Origin of the sequence: Pseudomonas sp. UFMG81, assembly GCF_015354575.1 — a bacterium.
Classification (GTDB): domain Bacteria; phylum Pseudomonadota; class Gammaproteobacteria; order Pseudomonadales; family Pseudomonadaceae; genus Aquipseudomonas.
The window spans coordinates 31,054-48,309 of sequence record NZ_JACAFQ010000020.1; the positions used below are offsets into that span (position 1 = coordinate 31,054).

Annotated in this window: 17 protein-coding genes and 1 tRNA gene; 9 read left to right on the plus strand and 9 right to left on the minus strand. The window is 64.9% G+C overall.

Annotated elements, in window-relative coordinates; genetic code table 11:
• Positions 1-70 precede the first annotated feature (70 nt).
• The 4 genes from IX761_RS16345 (at position 71) to IX761_RS16360 (ending at position 2,709) form a co-directional block, all read left to right on the plus strand.
• Positions 71-385, plus strand: a complete 315-nt coding sequence (locus IX761_RS16345; protein ID WP_194790607.1) for a DUF6124 family protein — start codon at positions 71-73, stop codon at positions 383-385.
• Between the two features lie 10 nt (positions 386-395).
• A complete protein-coding gene (locus IX761_RS16350) occupies positions 396-842 on the plus strand; it encodes a hypothetical protein (RefSeq protein ID WP_194790608.1) in 447 nt (148 codons plus the stop codon).
• Positions 817-1,332 (plus strand): DUF4880 domain-containing protein, encoded by a 516-nt coding sequence (locus IX761_RS16355; protein ID WP_194790609.1) that lies wholly within the window; start codon positions 817-819, stop codon positions 1,330-1,332. Before IX761_RS16350 ends, IX761_RS16355 begins: the two co-directional genes overlap by 26 nt.
• A 228-nt stretch (positions 1,333-1,560) precedes the next feature.
• Positions 1,561-2,709: a M14-type cytosolic carboxypeptidase gene (locus IX761_RS16360; RefSeq protein ID WP_194790610.1), complete on the plus strand. Its 1,149-nt coding sequence runs from the start codon at positions 1,561-1,563 to the stop codon at positions 2,707-2,709.
• Positions 2,710-2,814: 105 nt separating this feature from the next.
• Here the strand turns inward: IX761_RS16360 and IX761_RS16365 are convergent, their stop codons facing one another.
• From IX761_RS16365 to IX761_RS16395, 7 genes are all read right to left on the minus strand, one after another.
• Positions 2,815-3,780, minus strand: a complete 966-nt coding sequence (locus tag IX761_RS16365; protein WP_194790611.1) for a spore coat U domain-containing protein — start codon at positions 3,778-3,780, stop codon at positions 2,815-2,817.
• Positions 3,777-6,110, minus strand: coding sequence for a fimbria/pilus outer membrane usher protein (locus IX761_RS16370; protein ID WP_323744578.1), 2,334 nt, complete (start codon positions 6,108-6,110; stop codon positions 3,777-3,779). Before IX761_RS16370 ends, IX761_RS16365 begins: the two co-directional genes overlap by 4 nt.
• Before the next feature lie 68 nt (positions 6,111-6,178).
• Complete coding sequence (locus IX761_RS16375; RefSeq protein WP_194790613.1) at positions 6,179-6,955, minus strand: molecular chaperone; 777 nt, start codon at positions 6,953-6,955, stop codon at positions 6,179-6,181.
• Positions 6,956-6,994: 39 nt separating this feature from the next.
• Positions 6,995-7,492: a spore coat U domain-containing protein gene (locus IX761_RS16380; RefSeq protein ID WP_194790614.1), complete on the minus strand. Its 498-nt coding sequence runs from the start codon at positions 7,490-7,492 to the stop codon at positions 6,995-6,997.
• 3 nt (positions 7,493-7,495) lie between these two features.
• A complete protein-coding gene (locus tag IX761_RS16385) occupies positions 7,496-8,029 on the minus strand; it encodes a spore coat U domain-containing protein (RefSeq protein ID WP_194790615.1) in 534 nt (177 codons plus the stop codon).
• Between the two features lie 17 nt (positions 8,030-8,046).
• Entirely contained in the window at positions 8,047-8,580 is a 534-nt protein-coding gene (locus tag IX761_RS16390; RefSeq protein ID WP_194790650.1) for a spore coat U domain-containing protein, read from the minus strand.
• A gap of 28 nt (positions 8,581-8,608) precedes the next feature.
• Positions 8,609-9,133, minus strand: a complete 525-nt coding sequence (locus IX761_RS16395; RefSeq protein ID WP_228533625.1) for a spore coat U domain-containing protein — start codon at positions 9,131-9,133, stop codon at positions 8,609-8,611.
• A 286-nt stretch (positions 9,134-9,419) separates the two neighbouring features.
• Between IX761_RS16395 and IX761_RS16400 the strand changes: the two genes are divergently transcribed.
• From IX761_RS16400 to IX761_RS16410, 3 genes are read left to right on the plus strand one after another with little or no spacing between them, the layout of a single operon-like run.
• Positions 9,420-11,666, plus strand: coding sequence for an ATP-binding protein (locus IX761_RS16400; protein ID WP_194790616.1), 2,247 nt, complete (start codon positions 9,420-9,422; stop codon positions 11,664-11,666).
• A gap of 9 nt (positions 11,667-11,675) precedes the next feature.
• Complete coding sequence (locus IX761_RS16405) at positions 11,676-12,137, plus strand: response regulator (protein ID WP_194790617.1); 462 nt, start codon at positions 11,676-11,678, stop codon at positions 12,135-12,137.
• A gap of 10 nt (positions 12,138-12,147) precedes the next feature.
• The gene (locus tag IX761_RS16410; RefSeq protein ID WP_194790618.1) at positions 12,148-14,541 is read left to right on the plus strand and encodes a hybrid sensor histidine kinase/response regulator; all 2,394 of its coding nucleotides are present in this window, start codon (positions 12,148-12,150) and stop codon (positions 14,539-14,541) included.
• A 49-nt stretch (positions 14,542-14,590) separates the two neighbouring features.
• Here IX761_RS16410 and IX761_RS16415 read toward each other — a convergent pair.
• Positions 14,591-14,665: transfer RNA gene (locus tag IX761_RS16415), tRNA-Gln, on the minus strand.
• Positions 14,666-15,133: 468 nt separating this feature from the next.
• Between IX761_RS16415 and IX761_RS16420 the strand changes: the two genes are divergently transcribed.
• On the plus strand, positions 15,134-15,376 hold the full coding sequence (locus IX761_RS16420; protein WP_194790619.1) for a hypothetical protein: 243 nt from the start codon (positions 15,134-15,136) through the stop codon (positions 15,374-15,376).
• A gap of 6 nt (positions 15,377-15,382) precedes the next feature.
• Here IX761_RS16420 and IX761_RS16425 read toward each other — a convergent pair whose 3' ends face one another.
• The gene (locus IX761_RS16425; protein WP_194790620.1) at positions 15,383-15,808 is read right to left on the minus strand and encodes a DUF1810 domain-containing protein; all 426 of its coding nucleotides are present in this window, start codon (positions 15,806-15,808) and stop codon (positions 15,383-15,385) included.
• Positions 15,809-15,949: 141 nt separating this feature from the next.
• On the opposite strand from IX761_RS16425, the gene zapE reads away from it, so the two are divergent.
• Positions 15,950-17,011, plus strand: coding sequence for a cell division protein ZapE (gene zapE / locus IX761_RS16430; RefSeq protein WP_194790621.1), 1,062 nt, complete (start codon positions 15,950-15,952; stop codon positions 17,009-17,011).
• The last annotated feature ends 245 nt before the right edge of the window (positions 17,012-17,256 follow it).

A 17,256-nucleotide genomic window follows, 5' to 3' on the forward strand; every position in this document is an offset into this window, starting at 1 on the left:
CACACCCAAATACTTTAGGTATTAGAATCTGACCTCACCTTTCACCTATTGGCATTTGCAGGTATTCAGGATGAGCAGCTCGAAAGAAAAGGAAACAGATCTCGACGAAGAGGCCGCCCGCCGCGCCCTCGACTTCTATCTCAACCCCACCCCCACCGCCGCGGAGCTACAGCGCTCGCTCTGGACCCTGCGCGAAGGCGTCACCCGCGAGCAAGCCCACGAGCACGCCATGGCCCTGCTGCGCTGCACGGCCGCCACGGCGCAGGAAACCGGCGCTCATCTGCAAGGTACGACGCGGGATGTGGTGTTCGCCATGATGCATATGGTCAACATGGCCAGGGCCCTGCTGGAGCAGCGCCAAAGCACGGAACAAGGGGCAATCTAGAAGGGAGAACGTGATAGCTGACGAACGGCAAAAGCCCCGTCTGCCGGGGACGAGGAGCGCGTCGGAAGGATTTTTTTACCGGATACCGGAAAAATCATTTGACTGGCAAATGATAACGATTATTATTGCACTCAGCTGGTCGCGAGACCCGCTGGATAACCTGCAACGTCCTCAGGTCGGACGCTCAGATTATCTCCTCATCAGGCTAATCACGGTTTTTGACCCGGCTTTTTGCCGGGTCTTTTTTTTGGCTCTTCAGGCTAATGAAGATCGTTTGATGCCGGCGATGATAGCAAGACTGTGTCAGGACGTGAACGCTCATTACAAATCTTTGCCGAATCAGCACTTGAGAATCAATCTCGTTAAGACTAAGCTGATCTCGCGTCAAGGAAGATGCCCCCACCCCTCCCCCAATGAGCAAGGAGCTGTTCATGACCCGCCTGTTACTGCCCCTTGAGCATGACCCCCGTATCGCCGAACAGCATGAACAGGACAGCCTGTTGCATGCGCTCAAACGCCTGCCGCGTCGAGTTCAGCAAGTTTTTCTGCTCAATCGCCTCGACCAGCTGGGTTTTGCCGCCATCGCCGAACGCCTGGGCCTGCCCCTGATCAGCATCGAGCGCCACATGAACCAGGCCCTGCAGACCACCCGCGCGCAAGGCGATGCCGTGGCCAGCGTTGCCGGGCAATGGTACGTACGCCTGCAAAGCCCCCAAGTCACTGCCAGTGAGCGCATCGACTTCCGTCGCTGGCTGGATGCCGCCCCTGAACATCTGCACGCCTTCCAGCAGACCGAAGCGCGTTGGCGCAGCCTGTTGGCACCGGCACGGCAGTTGGGGCATGACGGCTGGTACAGGCAAGGGCGTGCGGCGTTGTCGCTGGGCGGGTGTTCGATTGCCATCGGGCTCGGTGTCGCCGCGCTGGTAGCGCTGGGCCTCTGGGCCTGAAGGCTTCGCGATCCCTGTAGGAGCGGCCTTGTGTCGCGAAAGGGGCGCGCAGCGGCCCCAAGATTTCTGATTTTCCGAGGATTGTCGGGGGCTGCTGCGCAGCCCTTTCGCGACACAAGGCCGCTCCTACAAGGATCGCGTCAGCCCTTGAGCGCCGATATTTGCTACACAACCCCACCACCATGAGGTGTAGAGTACGGTCACAACAACGCCAACAGGAGGCTGGCAATGACCGTGACGCTCTCCCCGCTGCACATCGACTGCGACTTCGACTCCGGCAACATCCTGGTCAAGGACGCCAGCGACCCTTCGCGGGTCCACCTGAACATCCGCAAGGACACCCACAGCGACCACTTCCAGTGGTTCCACTTCAAGGCCAGCGGCCTCACTCCCGGCCAGGTCCATCGCTTCAGCCTGGACAATGCCCATGAGTCCTCCTACAAGAACGCCTGGGATGGCTACAACGCCGTGGCCTCCTACGACCAGCAAACCTGGTTCCGCGTGCCCAGCCAGTTCGACGGCAAGGCGCTGAGCTTCGAGCTGAAGGCCGAACACGACCAGGCCTGGTTCGCCTACTTCGAGCCCTACCCGCGCGCGCGCCACAACCAGCTGATCGAGCGCGCCAAACAGATCCCCGGCGTAGCACTGCTGGCCAGCGGCCGCAGCGTTCAGGGCCGCGACATTCCGCTGCTGCGCGCAGGCAACGGCGCCTCTGGCAAGCGCAAGCTGTGGATCATCGCCCAGCAGCACCCGGGCGAGCACATGGCCGAATGGTTCATGGAAGGTGTGATCGACGCACTTGAACACAATGGCCCGGTGATCCAGCAGTTGCTGGCCAAGGCCGACCTGTACCTGATCCCCAACATGAACCCGGACGGCGCCTTCCTCGGCCACCTGCGCACCAACTTCAAGGGCAAGGACCTCAACCGTGCCTGGCAGGACGCCAGCGTCGAGCTGAGCCCCGAGGTGTTCTTCGCCCAGACGCAGATGAAACTGCATGGCGTGGATGCATTCATCGACGCCCATGGCGATGAGGAGATCCCGCATGTGTTCACCGCCGCCTGCGAGGGCAACCCGGGCTACACGCCACGTATCGCCAAACTGGAAGAGCAGTTCCGCAGCACGCTGTGCAGCCTGACGCCGGACTTCCAGACCCAGTACGGCTACACCCGCGACGAACCCGGCCAGGCCAACACCACCCTGGCCTGCAATGCCGTGGGCATGGCCCATGACTGCCTGTCGCTGACCCTGGAGATGCCGTTCAAGGACCATGACGATGCGCCGAACCCACGTACCGGCTGGTCCGGGGAACGGTCCAAGGCGCTGGCTGGCGCGGTGCTGGAGACGTTGCTGAAGATGGTCGACGATCTGCGTTGAGTCCTCACCGCCCCAATCGCTGGCAAGCCAGCTCCCACAAGAGGTGTGCAAGGCCTTGTGGGAGCTGGCTTGCCAGCGATGGGTTGCGCAGCGATCGCCGATCACTCAGAACTGCACATCCAGGATCACGTTGTCCACATAACTCCCCGCCGGCGGCGTGGCCTGGTCGGTGTACACCTTGGCGTTGTAGTTGAACAGCTGGCTGCCGGTCCCGGTGCCATTGCCTGGATTCACATCGGCATCGCTGCTTGCCCGTCGCGCCGCCCCCACCGAGCCCCAACGCGTAACACCAGCGCTCTTGAAGATGTCATACGCCAGGTAGTTGTTGGCCGCGGACTTCATCCGCCGCCGCCCACCCGACACGTTCTGCCCGTCATCCAACCCCACCGTGTAGCTGCTGCCCTTGGTGCACGACAGGGTCACACTCTGGTTCACCGTACCGAACCCGCCCACCACCGGCGCACTGCTGAAACTGATGGCCGGCGTGGTGATCTGGCAGTCGTTGCTCACCGTGAGGCTGACATTGAGCGTTTGGTTGCCACTGCCGATATCCCGCCCAAGGCAGATACCCAGGGCTCCGATTCCCGAGCAATAGTTCCAGCTCCAGGCGATGTTCAGCGTCTCCTGGTACAACCCCGCCGCGACATTGGCGCCCACCACGGTCTTGAGGTAGATCGGTACGCTCTTGGGTGTAGTGCCGTTGAGCAGGCCCAGGGCATCGATGATGCCGTTGTTCGCGAAGTCGAACTGCACCCCACGGCTGATCGGGTAGCTGGTCGTGTTGTTGGCGTACAACGTATACGGGATCACATCGCCGGTGGGGCCGACCAGCCCGCTGGTGACGGACGTGATGGTGGCGTAGAAGTGATCGTTGTTGGCCAGCAGCGACAACAACGAACCCGTGCACTGCAGCCCGGCATTGGTGGTCGAGGCGTTTTGCACGGTGGTGCGCACCAACGTCGAGTTGACCGTCCCGAACGCCGCGGGCGCCGTGGCCACCGAGCTGCACAGCGCCCAGGCAGCGCCAGGCAACCCGGCGCCCAGCAACAGCGCACAACGCAGCACCTTCATTGGCACACCAGTGGGCCGATCAGCGGGATAGTCCCCTGCCCTTCAGGCAGCGCGAATGCGACCTGGCATTGGCCGCCGTCAGCCTTGTCCACCCGCAGGTGGTTCTGCGGCGCCAGGTCTTCCAGGTACACCAGGCCATCCCAGCCCACCACCGCCTCACCCCCACTTTCCTGATGCACGACGCGGCTGCCCAGCTTGAGCGCCTGCTGGTTGCCGTCGACCAGCGCCAGGCTTGCCGCCAGCACCTGTTTGATCGGGAACTCCAGCAGGTAGCCGCTGCCCCGACGCACCGCCACCCGCTGCTCCACCTGCGGCGCCAGCACATCGGCCGGCAGCTCCATGGGGTCGATCTCGTATTTGCCGCGGTAGTAGCCGCTGCTGTAGGGCACCAGCAAATGGCCGTTGCGATCGGTGCGGCCAATCTGCTGGTTCTCGTAGCGCACCGGCACGTCGGCATAGCCACTGGTGCTGACCACGACGAAGGCATCGTCGATGCGATTGGCAGCAAACAACCCGGCGTCCATCAGCACCAGCGACCCGCTGGCATCGGCCCAGCGGGTCATCTGTTCGCTGCTGCCATACAGCCCGGCTTGCAGTTGCACCGACTGCAAGCGCCAGGTCAGGTCGGCCTGGCGGTAGTCGCCACTAGTCCCGCCCGTGGCATAGCCGAGGTTGTAGCCCACACCCCCGCCCACCGGCACCGCGCGGCTGTAGTTGACCCGTTGCAGGTCCTGGCCGTCCTTGCTGCGCTCGGCGCTGAAGGCCAGGGTACCGTGAAGGTCGAAGGGGATCACCAGTTGCGCCTGCACCGCCCACTGGCTGTCGTCCAGATCACGGTTGGCCGACAAATACAGGCTGCTGTTGCCCCACAGCGGCTTGCTCCAGCTGAGGTTGACCAGGCGGGTACGCGAACCATCGCCAGCGCGCACATCGAAGTAACCGGCGCCCAGGCTGCCATAGCTGTCCAGGTTGAGGCTCACGGTGGCCTGCTGGCTACGCTGGCTGAGCCGGGTGTAGGGGCTGTCGACCAACGACAGGTCGGCATAGTCGCCATGGCGTTCGATGCGCTGGTAATTGAAGCCGATGCGTCGGCTGTTGTACTGGTAACCCAGCGCCACCTGCTGGCCACTGTCGCCGTCGAAGCGGCTCTGTGCCACGGCGGCGTTGAGCACGCCGAAGTTACCCAGGCGCAGGTTGCCGCCCAGGCCGCCGAGCATCAGCGATTCGGCGGTTTCGGCATGGGATTCGAGGGTGAAGTAGTCGGACAGGCCATGGCGCACGCTGGCCGATGCCACCCCAGGCCCATAGGCGAAGTCGCGCACGGCATAGTCGCGGCGCAGGCTGCCGGCGGCCACCGAGAAGTCCGTCAACCCCTGGGCCAACAGGTTGCTGGTGACATAGAACGGCAGCGTGGTCGACACCTGCCTACCCAACGCATCAGTGGTTACCACCACAGCTTCGCCGGCGCCGTTGATGAATGGCACGTTGGTCAGGGTATAGGGGCCTGGTTGCAACTCGGTGGTGCTGCTCTTGTAGCCATTGATGAACAGATCCAGCGAAGTCGGCACCGCCGCCTCGCCGGCAAAGGCTGGCAGCGGGTAGGTGACCAGGTCCGGACGGGCACCGAAGTCGCGCGACAGTTGCAGGCCACCGACCCGCACCGACGTGGTCCACGGCAGGGCACCGGTGATCAAATCACCAGCCTCATAGGTCAGCAGACGCTGCTCGTCGGTGTAGCGGAAGGTGGTGTCGTAACGCAAATAGCCCTGCCGGGTGTCGCTCTGCGCACCGTTGAACGACTGGCGCCACTGCCCGGTGGTGGAGAACGTGCCCCAGTCGTCGAACAGGCGCAGTTCGTTCCAGGCGGCCAGGTAGGTGCCGCCGTCATCGGTGTCGTTGAGGTAGGCATCGTAGTTGAACAAGGCACCAAAACTGGTACGGGTCTCGCTGGCGGGGTACAGGCTACGTTCACCCACCTGCTGGTCGGGCAGCCAGGCCGGTGGCACTTGCAGCAGCAGGCGTTGGTTCTGGCTGTCGTAGTCGGTATGCAGCCCGGCTATCTCGTCCAGCGCCACTTCGCCCTGGGGCTCGCCCGGCAGCGCGATACCCGCCGCGCGCAACACGTCGCTTTGCAGGTACAGGCGCCCGGCACGCTGCTGCACCGGCACCAGCTCAGCCTTGCCCACCTGGTTCACCAGCAGGTCGAGGTACAGCGTGGCATCGGCGATGGTGGCGCTCTCGGTAGGTGGCGGCGGCAGCTCGTCGGCCACGCCCAGCCCGGGCACCAGCAACGCCAGGCCCAGCCAAAACCGGTGCGCTGCCACCCGCACCCCGCTCACACACGGTGTCCAACCATTACCGGGTCCTCCCTGGCCCCTGCCGTTCGTTCAAACCTGCCTCACTGCCCCTGGCGGATGGCTTGCGCCACCTCCTGGCCGTTGATCCTCCCTTTGAGCACGCTGGCCGAGCCAGGCGCAACCGATACCGGCCAGCGCATGCTGGCGCCGGGCAGTACGTAACCCAGCAACCCTTCGACCACTGGCTGGCCCCGGCCGCCGTGCTGCAGCACCACATCGGTCAGCCGCGCATGTACCGGGCCAGTGTTGCGCAGCTCCACATAAGGCTTGCCCTGCACGGTCACCGCGCGCCAGCTCAGCTGTGGCTTGCCCACGCCCTCGCTGCTGCGCTTGCCCTCGGGGTCTGGCTTGCCCCACAACCCCTCGCCGTAGACGAACAGCGGCACCGAATAGCGCATCTGCAGGCGGATCGCCGCTTTCGGCCCTTCACTGGCAGTGTCGGCCGGCAGGGGCGATGGGATTTCGTCAATGATGATGCGGTAGGCCTGCTCCTGGCCGACCGGCGAGCTGCCGGTACGCGTCAGGCGAATCAGTTGCTTCTGCCCCGGGGCGATGTTGGCCACCGGCGGGCTGCCGATGATCTCGCGCTGGGCCTGGAACTGCTCCTGGTACTCACCCTGGCGCCAGGCGAACACCCGCACCTGCAGGCTGGCCGGCGCCGTGCCGCGGTTCTCCAGCCACAGCGCGCCGGCCTTCTGGTCGGCCTCCAGCACCGGGTCGATCGGCCAGATCAACACCGACGTCGCCGCCATCGCCGGTGTGCTGGCCAGCAACAGCCATCCAATCATCGTTCGCGCCCACTTCGCGCCTGCCGCCATGCCCCTCTCCTTTTGCATCAATCGTTCACGGCGCCGGCCTCACCAGCTCACCGTCACTTGCACCACATCGGTGTAGGTCCCCGCCGGCAGGGTGCCGGGCAAGGTGGTACGGCCATAGACCGGCAGCTTGATCGCCGTCGGGTCGCTGTAGCTCACCGCCACGCTGCTGCCGATGCCCAGGCCCTGGCTTAAGGCTGCGTCGCGGTACAGCTGGTAGGCCAGTAACTGGCTGCCGCCACTGCGCTTGAGGTTGCGGGTACCGCTGGCGCTGTTCTGGCCACCGTCCAGGCTCATGCTCATGGCCACCCCGGGGGTGCACTGGAAGGTCACCGTGGTGCCACCGAGCGAGGTGCTCAAGGTGGCCGTGGACAACGCCGAGCTGGTGCCGAAATCCAGCACCCCATAGGCGGTCACGCCACCGACCACCAGGCAACCGGCAACGATCTGCGCGCTCACCTGGAACGTGCTGGTGGTGGCCGCCTGGGCGCCCTGCGTCAGTAACAGGGCCGCCGCGAGCAAACCTTGCGCGCCGGGCATGGTTCAAAAGCTCAGCTCGACCGCCACCGTGTCGGTGTAAACCCCAGCCGGCAGCCCGGCCTTGCCGCGCGCCTGGCCATACAGGTTGACGGTCTGCGCAACGCCCGTGCTGGTCGGCAAGGTGATGGTGCCGTCGATGGCCAGCAGGGTGGTGTGCCCGGCGTCGGTGTAGAAGTCGTAGGGCACGAAGTTGCCGGAACCGTCGGCCAGCGCACGGGTGCCGCCGGCCGACTGGCCGTCATGGGCCCCACCCTTCACCTTGATCACCGGTATCGTGCCCGAAGAGCAGAGGATGCTCATGGCGCCGCCACCACCACCAAGCACTTGCCCGTTGGCCGTGGTGAACAGCGAATCCTGGGTGCCGAAATTGAGGCTGCCGAAGTTCAGCCCCGAGGTGCCGCCCGTGCCGTTGACTTGGCAGGCGGCGGTCAGGGTCAGGGTCGAGCTGATGGTGCCGGTGACAGTGGCCGCCTGGGCCTGGGTTGCCATGGCAAGGCCAAGGCCTGCGAGGATGCAACGGGTGAAATGCTTGGGCATGAGGGTCTCCTTGCGTGTTACCAGTCCAGTGTCACCCTGAGGGTGTCGCGATACAGCCCGGCAGGCAGTGCGCGCGGCTGCGCGACCACCACGCCGTAGATGGGCACGGGTACCTGTTGCGTGCCGTTGATGGTGAAGGTACGGGCCTGGCCGACCACATAGCGGCTGTTGCCGCCTGGGTCGATGGCCAGCTGGTACGGGATCAGTTCACGGCCGTTGCTCAGGCGGCGCACACCATCGTTACCGTTCAATCCGCCATTGATGCGCACGCTGAAGGCCCGTACCTGCGGCGAGCAACTGATCTGCAAGCTGCCCTCGCCCCCCGCCTCGTCCACCCGGCTGCTCAGTGGCCGGTCCCAGGTCGGGCCGCGGGCGCCGAAGTCCATCAGGCCGGGGTTGCCCAGGCTGGCCGGTTGCTGGTCACTGTCGACCTGGCAGGCGGCGCTGATCACCAGGCGGGCCTGGATGAAACCGGTGCTTGTACCGTGGGCAGCACCGGTGGGCAACAGCAATGGGCCGAGGGTGAGCAACAGGATGGAGGTGCGTTGCAGCGCGTCCTTGTGCATGGTCGATGTCTCCTCACCAGGTGACCGTGACTTTGAGCAGGTCGTGGTACAGCCCGGCCCGTGGTACCCAGGCCAGCCGGTCGATCCGCGCGTACAGCGGCAGGGCCACCGAACCACTGCTCGGGACCCGCGCCGATTGCGCCACGTCCACCTCCAGCGGTTCGCGCCAAGCGGCGTCGCGGTACAAGCGGTAAGGGATCGGCCGCGCCCGGTTGTCTGCACTGGCCAGGTAGCGCACGGCGCCGACACCGCCATGCTGGCCGCCATCGACCCGCACCTGATACGGGGTATCGGGGTTGCATTCCAGCCGCGGCACCCGCGCACTGACCAACACGCCGCTCAGCGGCGCGCCAGGCCCATCCAGGCGTGCCGCGGCCCCCAGGTCGATCAGCCCCAGCGCCTGGGCACCGGCGTCACGCGGTTGGCCTGCCAGCATGCAACCGCGTTGCACCCGCACCTGCACCTCGACGAGAAAATCCGCAGCGATGGCGCTGCCGCTCAACCACAGGCCCAGCAGCGAGGCCATGATGCGCTGCATGCGCTGCCCATCCTTCTGAAAAGGTTGATCTTGAGCGTAGCAGCGCGATTGGATCCGAACAGCCGTAAGAGCGCTCTCTTTGGCATTAATGAAAAGGATGAAAGGCACGCGGGTAACGGCCCGCTGCATCAGCTGAAATTCCTCTTCATCGCAATAGAACCTGCACGCCTCCCACGCTTCAAATAGCCATATGCCGACAAACCGAGCGGCCATCTGATACCGTGCATGTCATCCATCCTGTGCCAGGCGGATACCCATGCGAGGACGGAACCTGCAGGAGAAGCCCATGAGCAATACCCCCACCTCGCTCGAACAGGCCATCGAGCAGTGCGCCCAGGAGCCCATCCAGGTACCGGGCAGCATCCAGCCGCACGGTTTCTTGCTGGTGCTGGACGACAGCGACCTGTGCATCCTCCAGGCCAGCGAGAACGCCAGCCATTGGTTCGGCTTGAACGCCCTCGAGCTGCTCGGCCAGCCCTTCGCCGAGCTGGTCGCCGATGGCTTCGACCTGCGCGGCCAGTTGAGCAACCTGCCCGCCGACGAGATCTTCCCCTTCCATATTGGTGATGTGCGCCTGCGCCACGGCGCGCCCTGCCAGGACCCGCTGCGGGTACTCGCGCACCGCCATGACCAGGTGCTGATCCTCGAATTCGAACCACGCCGCGCGCGCGGCACCGGCCCGGACGATTACTACCCACTGGTGCGTGCCTTCGTCAGTACCCTGCACCAGGCCACCAGCATCGATGAGCTGCTGCTGCAGTCGGTACGGCAGATCAAGCGCTTCACCGGCTTCGGCCGGGTCAAGGCCTATCGCTTCGACCCCCAGGGCGTTGGCACAGTGCTCGCCGAGGATGCCGATCCCGGCTACCCGCGCTACCTGGGCCAGTGCTTTCCGGCCTCGGACATCCCGCGCCAGGCCCGCGAGCTGTATCGGGTCAACCGCATCCGGCTGATCGAAGACGCCGACTATCAGCCCTCGTCACTGCTGCCGGCCAACAACCCGCGCACTGGCAAGCCCCTGGACATGACCTTCGCCTCGCTGCGCAGCGTCTCGCCGGTGCACCTGCAGTACATGCGCAACATGGGCACGCTGGCGTCGATGTCGCTGTCGATCGTGGTCGACGACAAGCTCTGGGGCTTGGTCTCCTGCCACCACGCGCACCCCCGCGCCGTGGACTTCCAGACCCGCACCGCCTGCGAACTGCTGGCAAACGTGCTGTCGTTGCAGATCGAGGCCCACGAGAAGCACGCCACCACCCACCGCCTGCTGGCGCTGCGCCAGCGCATCGTGCGCATGCTCGCCGCCATGGCCGACCACGACAGTGTCAGCGAGGGCCTGCTCAGCCTGCCCGAGGTGATGCTGCAGTTCGCCGACGCCTCGGGCGCGGCGATCATCAGCGCCGAGCGTTGCGACCTGATCGGCAGCACACCGCCGCCCGCCCAGGTCAACGCATTGGTGCACTGGCTGAGCCAACGCGACGACGAAGGGGTGTTCCACAGCGACAACGTGCGCCGCGACATCGAGCTGCTACCGGAGCTGGCCGAGCATGTCGCCGGGGTGATGGCCGTGGCCATTTCACAGCTCCACTCGCATTATCTGGTCTGGTTTCGCCCAGAGCAGGCGCATACGGTGAACTGGGCCGGGCGGCCCGATAAACAGGTCGGCCCACAGGGGGCTCTCAATCCTCGCCACAGCTTCGAGCGTTGGCAGGAGGAAGTGCGTGACTACAGCGCCGCCTGGGACCCGCTGGTCATCGACAGCGTGCTCGAACTGCGCGGTGCGGTGCTAGGCATCGTCCTGCGCAAGGCCGAGGAGCTGGCGCAACTGGCCGGCGAGCTGAAGCGTTCGAACAAGGAACTCGAAGCATTCTCCTACAGCGTGTCCCACGACCTGCGTGCGCCGCTGCGGCATATCGCCGGCTACAGCGAACTGCTGGGCGAGAGTGAAGGCGCGCACCTGAGCGAACGCGGCAGGCGCTTTCTCGGCCATATCGAGGACGCCGCGCAGTTTGCCGGCACGCTGGTGGACAACCTGCTCAATTTCTCCCAGATGGGTCGCTCGGCGTTGCGCCTGGCGGACGTCGATCTCAACACCCTGATCGATACCATCCGCAACGAAATGGCCCCCGACTACGCCGGCCGCCACATCGACTGGCAGGTCGCAGCGCTGCCCAAGGTGATCGCCGACCCTGCATTCATCAACATGGTCCTGCACAACCTGCTCGCCAACGCCCTCAAGTACAGCCGTGGTCGCGACCCCGCGCGCATCGAGATCGGTAGCGTACGCCACCACCACGAGACCGAAGTCTATGTGCGCGACAACGGCGTCGGCTTCGACATGGCCTACGTCGACAAGCTGTTCGGCGTGTTCCAGCGCCTTCATCGGATGGAAGAGTTCGAAGGCACCGGCATCGGCCTGGCCAGCGTGCGGCGCATCATTGAACGCCACGATGGCAGGGTCTGGGCCAAGGGCCAGCTCGACCAGGGCGCCAGCTTCCACTTCACCCTCCCTCACCAACCGACGATTGTTTGAGGTGCGCCCATGCTCAAGCCCATCTTGCTGGTCGAAGACAACCCGCGTGACCTGGAGCTGACCTTGCTGGCCCTGGAGCGCAGCCAGTTGGCCAACGAAGTGATCGTGCTGCGCGACGGCGCCGATGCCCTGGACTACCTGCTGCGACGCAACGCCTATGCCGAGCGCGATGGCGGCAACCCGGCGGTGATGCTGCTCGACCTCAAGCTGCCCAAGGTCGATGGCCTGGAGGTGCTCAAAACGGTACGCGCCACCGCCGAGCTGCGCAGCCTCCCCATCGTCATGCTCACCTCGTCGCGGGAGGGGCCAGACCTGACGCGCGCCTATGAGCTGGGGGTCAATGCCTACGTGGTCAAGCCCGTGGAGTTCAAGGAGTTCGTGGCTGCCATCTCCGACCTGGGGGTGTTCTGGGCCGTGCTCAACGAGCCACCGCCCGGCTCCCTGCGCCTGAACCGCCGTGGCAACAACTGAGGTTTCTTCGATGCAGCAAGCGCCCCTGAAACTGCTGATGGTCGAAGACAGCTGCATGGATGCCGAACTGATCCTGCTGGGCCTGGAGCGTAGTGGCCTGCAGGTGCAATCGCGGCTGGTGTTCGACCACGTGGCCGCCGAGCACGCCCTGCGCGAGGCGTCGTTCGACCTGATCCTCTGCGACTGCGTGCTGCCTGGCTCGTCCGGGGCCCAGGTGCTGGCCTGTGCGCAGCGCGTGGCGCCGGACATACCGTTCATCTTCCTCTCCGGCATCTATGGCGAAGAGCACGCAGTGGAGATGATCCGCCTGGGTGCCACCGACTACGTGCTGAAGAAGAACCTGCCACTGCTCCCCAAAGCCGTAGGCCGGGCCCTGACCGAGGTGCAGGAGCGCCAGCGCCGGCGCCGTGCCGAGGAAGCCCTGGCCGAAGTCGAGGCGCGCGCGCGCATCGCCATCGACGCGGCCGGCATGGGCACCTGGGACTACCGCCCGCAGGACGGGCGAATGCTCTGGGATGACCGCTGCAAGATGCTGTTCGGCCTGCCGGCCGACACCCGTATGAACCTCGAGGTGTTCTACGCCGGGATCTACACGGACGACCTGCCCCGGGTGCGCGAGGCGGTGGAACAGGCCATGCGCCCGGACAGCGACGGCCACTACCGCGTGGAGTTTCGCATCGCCCAACCCGGCGGGCGCGAACCACGCTGGTTGCTGTCCAGTGGCCAGACCCAGTTCGTCGACGATCAGTGCGTGCGTTTCAGTGGTGTGCTGCAGGACATTCACCAGCAACGCCAGGCCACCCGGGCCCTGGAGCAGCTCAACGAGATGCTCGGTGAGCGCGTGGAGCGTCGCACCCGCGAACGCGATCGCGCGTGGGAACTGTCACAAGACCTGCTGGCGGTGCTGAACAAGGACATCACGCCAGTGGCGCTGAACCCGGCGTGGGAGGCCAGCCTGGGCTTCACCCGCGAACGCCTGGGGCAGGTCTCGCTGTTGCAACTGCTGCCCGAACCCGACCAGGAGGCCTTTCTCGCCGAAATCGCCGCGTTGTCGCTGGGCCGCAGCAGCGCACGCTTCGTCGGCCGTATCTTGCATGCCGGTGGCCAGCAGCGCTGGCTGTCGTGGGTGGTGGTGCCGGACGATGCCCTGCTGTACGTGGTCGCCCGCGACATCACCAGCGAACGCGAAGCGGTGCTGGACCTGGCCGAGGCCAACGAACGCCTGCGCGAGCAGATCGCAGAGCGCGAACGCATCGAGGCGGCGTTGCAGCAAATGCAAAGGCTGGAGGCGGTCGGCCAGCTCACGGCCGGCGTCGCCCATGACTTCAACAACCTGCTGACGGTCATCCTCACCGGTGCCAGCTTTTTGCAGCACGAACTGGACAATGGCCGTACGGACAAGGCCCACAAGCGCCTGCGCAACATCCGCGAGGCCGGCGAGCGCGGGGCCAAGCTGACCGCGCAGTTATTGGCGTTCTCGCGCAAGCAGCGCCTGGAGCCGGTGCCGCTGAACCTCAATCGCACCCTGGCGGGGCTGGAGGAAATGCTACGGCGCACCCTCGGCGGCAACATCTCGGTGCGCCTGGAACTGGACGGCAACCTGTGGCAGGCACTCACCGACCCGACCCAGACCGAGATGATCATCCTCAACCTGGCCATCAATGCCCGCGACGCCATGCCCGGTGGCGGCCAACTGACACTGGCCACCCGCAACACCCGCATCGACGCCCCACCCCATCGCCCGGAAGACCCGGAGCCCGGCGAATACGTGGAACTGAGCATACGCGACACCGGCTGCGGCATGAGCGAAGAGACCGCCCTCAAGGTGTTCGAGCCGTTCTTCACCACCAAGGACATTGGCAAGGGGTCGGGGTTGGGCCTGGCCCAGGTGTTCGGCTTCGCCAAGCAGTCCGGTGGCGGGGTCGGCCTGCAGACAGCGCCCGGGCGGGGTACTCGAGTGAGCGTCTACCTGCCGGCGGTCAGGGCCAGCAGTCGCCCTCGCGGGCGGGAGCAGGACAAGGTGCACCAGCTCATGGCCAGCGGCGGCAACCGCCACGTCCTGCTGGTGGACGACGACCCGCTGGTGCGCGAAGTGCTCGGCGACCTACTGCGCAGCCTCGGCTATCAGGTGAGCCAGGCGCACAGCGGCCAGCAGGCCCTGGCGTTGCTCGATGCCACGACTGATCTGCTGCTCACCGACTTCGCCATGCCTGAGTTCAATGGCGCGCAGCTGGCGCTGGCCGCCCGCGAGCGTTATCCGCACCTGCCCGTGGTGTTCCTTACCGGTTATGCAGAGTTGCAAGAATTAGAGCTGCCGGACAGCCTGGTGATCCAGAAACCCACGCACGAGCATGTGCTGGCCCTGGCGCTGGCCGAGCTACTGGAGAAAAAGAAGGGGAAATAAAAAAATCGCCTTAAGGCGATTGCGGGTGTTTCGAACTGGAAGGTAGTAATGGCAGGGGCGGCTGGATTCGAACCAACGCATGGCAGGATCAAAACCTGCTGCCTTACCGCTTGGCGACGCCCCTGTATCGGATGTGACGAGTGACTGCTGCACCGTCGATCTGATCATTCACTGCCAGCTCCGTGTGGTGCTGTGCGGGAATGGCCGGCACTTTACCAGCGAGTTTCACGGTTGTGAAGCCTTTTTTTAAAAAAAATCACTGGAAAACAGCAAGTTAGTCGAAACCCACACAAATGGATGTGGAGCAGCTGCGTTGCACAGCTGTTCTGTAGGAGCGGCCTTGAGCCGCGAAAGGGGCGCAAAGCGGCCCCCGGCAGTCTTGACGCGTACTTGAAATCTTGGGGCTGCTCGCAGCCCTTTCGCGGCACAAGGCCGCTCCTACAGGTGACGTGCAAACTTCGGGCTTGCCGGCGATGAGGCCGGCATTCATCGCACATGACCACCCGTCGCTTTTTCCCCGCCTCGCGCCAACAGATTCCGCTCACCCCCTTCCAATCAGATAAACCACCTGCGCATCACAAGGAGGGCGCCCATGCCAGTTTCCCATGACCTCTACCAGGACCTGCACTTCCCCCGCGAGATCGTCCAGCAGCGGCGCCAGCAGGACAAGCAGCTCGACCGCCTGCTCGACGAGTACATGGACATCGACAACCAGGTACTGGCCGCCGAGTCGATCTCGGCGGGCAATTTCTCGGATGAGGCCCTGCGCCATCTCAAGGAGCGCCGCCTGACGGTCAAGTACATGATCGAGCGCCAGCTCGAACACAAGGCCTGAGTGGCCTCACTGACGCAACAGCTCCAGTGTTCGGGCATCCGGCCGCCCTTCGTAGAACTGCTTGAGCGCCCGCAAGAACAGCGGCTCGTGCGGATCGACCTGGTTGAAAAGGGTCAGGCACGAGCGCAGCTTCAGATCGTCCGGGCTGCCGAGGATCTGCCGTGCGCTCTTGTCAGCATGGCGTAGAAGCGCATTGACGCAGGCCAGCAGCCGGGGCCCCAGTAGCGGGTGTTCGAGATAGGCACGGGCCTCGGCAATACCTGAAAGTGCATAGCGCTCGGCCATGACGCTATGACCGAGGCCATCAAGTTGAGGGAACACAAACCACATCCAATGGCTGTTCTTGTGCCCGGCGTCCAGCTCCCGCAGCGCGCGATCATGGACGGGCGCCTGGGCCTGGACGAAACGGTCGAGATCGAAGGGATCGGACATGCTGGCATGCTCCATGAGTGGGCCTGTTGAACAGACTACCCCTCGATGCGCCTGGCTTTCGGCTTTCGCGACGCTTGCCCTGTATGGGCTGGGTTGGTCAGAATCCCTCCGCTCGCAATATGCGCCTACGAGGAAACTGCCTTGACCACCTGGATCCCTGCCCCGCTGCGTCGCCTGCGCAACCGTGCGCCGCACGCCAGCGCCCTGCTGGCGTACTTCCAGGGCAAGGCCGGCGAGCGCGGCTACATCTTGAGCGAGGGACAAGGCCGGGTGATCGAGGCCATGGCCACGCAATTGGCCGCGCTCGACGAAGGCCAGCCGCGCAGCCTGTACCTGCACGGTTCGGTGGGGCGCGGCAAGAGCTGGCTGCTGGACGGCTTCTTCCAGGCCGTGCCGATCACCGACAAACGCCGCCTGCACTTTCACGACTTCTTCGCCCGGCTGTACCAAGGCATGCACCGCCACCGGGCGCAGGCTGATGCACTGGGCGCGACCCTCGATGAACTGCTGGGCGAGGTGCGGGTGCTATGCTTCGACGAGTTCCACGTGCACGACATCGGTGACGCCATGCTGCTCACCCGGCTGTTCAACGCTCTGTTCGAACGCGGCATCTTCCTGCTGGTGACCTCCAACTACGCGCCCGAAGGGCTGCTGCCCAACCCGCTGTATCACGAACGCTTCCTGCCGGTGATCCGCTTGATCAACGGGCGCATGCAGGTGCTGGAAGTGGGCGGCGACACCGACTTCCGCAGCCTGCCGGCCAACCGCGAGCACCAATGTTTTACCCAGGGGCATTACGTCTGGCCGGGCGATCTGGCGCAACGGCAGCACCTGCAGTTACCTCAGTTGCAGCCAGTCACGCTGCAGATCAACAACCGGCCGCTGCGCGCTCTGGCCGTTGAGGGGCGGCGGGTGATGATCAGTTTCGAGGGTTTGTGCGAACAACCCACTGCGGTCATCGACTACCTGGCGCTGGCCATGCAATACGATCAGTGGATCATCGACGGGCTGGACGACCTGGCCGAATGTTCGCTGGCGGCGCAGCAACGCTTCGTCAACCTGGTGGATGTGCTGTATGACCAGGACCGTCAGCTGACGGTGATCGGCAAGCGGGCCCTGCAAGAAAGCCTGGGCGGCGCGATTGCCGACCTGATGCGTACCCGCAGCCGGCTGGGGCAGTTGCATCAGGTGGGGCCACGCTGAAGCGGTGCCGTGCAAGCCTCAAAATGGGAGCAGCTGTTGCGCTCGAAATCTAGAGAGCCAGCGCGATGCCTGTAGGAGCGGCCTTGCCGGGGCGCCGGACCGGTCGGAATGGGGTGCGCAGCGCCCCCAGGATCTCGAGTATGCCCAAGATCGCCGGGGCCGCTGCGCGGCCCATTCGCGACACAAGGCCGCTCCTACAGGAGAAATGCAAGCCTTGAGGTGGGTGGCTTGCCGGCGATAACGGC